The following is a 453-nucleotide window of genomic DNA, read 5'->3' on the forward strand; positions in this document are numbered from 1 at the left end:
GTGCGCCCAGCCGTCGCCGGGCCGCGCCGTCAGGCCTGCCCTGCAGCTGCCGGTTCAACGGTGAACGAAGTGGTCTGCACCCTGATCAGGTCGTCGGCGATGATGAAGGTGTCAACCCCGTCGGAGATCGTGCCGGCCGGTGACGACCCGGTCCAGGTCAACATCATCGCGTCTGCCTTTCCGACAATCGATGTGGCAGTCAATTGCATTTCCGGAAGCATCTTCATCGCCCCGGAATAGAACGCCCCGATGTCGGCCAGTCCGGTGAAAACGCCCTGCGGTGTCAGGAGTACCGCATCATCGCGGTAGTCCTGCAAGACCGCCGGCAAATCGCCCTGAGTCACCGCAAGGTTATGGGCCGAGATCATTTGCTCGGGGGTACGTGTCATTTCTCCTCCGGTCTCTTCGGCCTTCGGATGCTCCTCGCGATTCATCCGGCGGTCAACATTCTTC

1 protein-coding gene is annotated in these 453 nt (G+C 61.6%); it reads right to left on the bottom strand.

Going from position 1 to position 453, the window contains the following annotated elements; translation table 11 throughout:
- Positions 1-29: 29 nt before the first annotated feature.
- Positions 30-453 (bottom strand): nuclear transport factor 2 family protein (locus QQZ17_RS19705; RefSeq protein WP_284554155.1); only part of this gene is annotated, 424 nt, incomplete at its 5' end.

The organism is Citrobacter sp. T1.2D-1, from assembly GCF_950098555.1.
Taxonomy (GTDB): domain Bacteria; phylum Pseudomonadota; class Gammaproteobacteria; order Enterobacterales; family Enterobacteriaceae; genus Citrobacter_A; species Citrobacter_A telavivensis.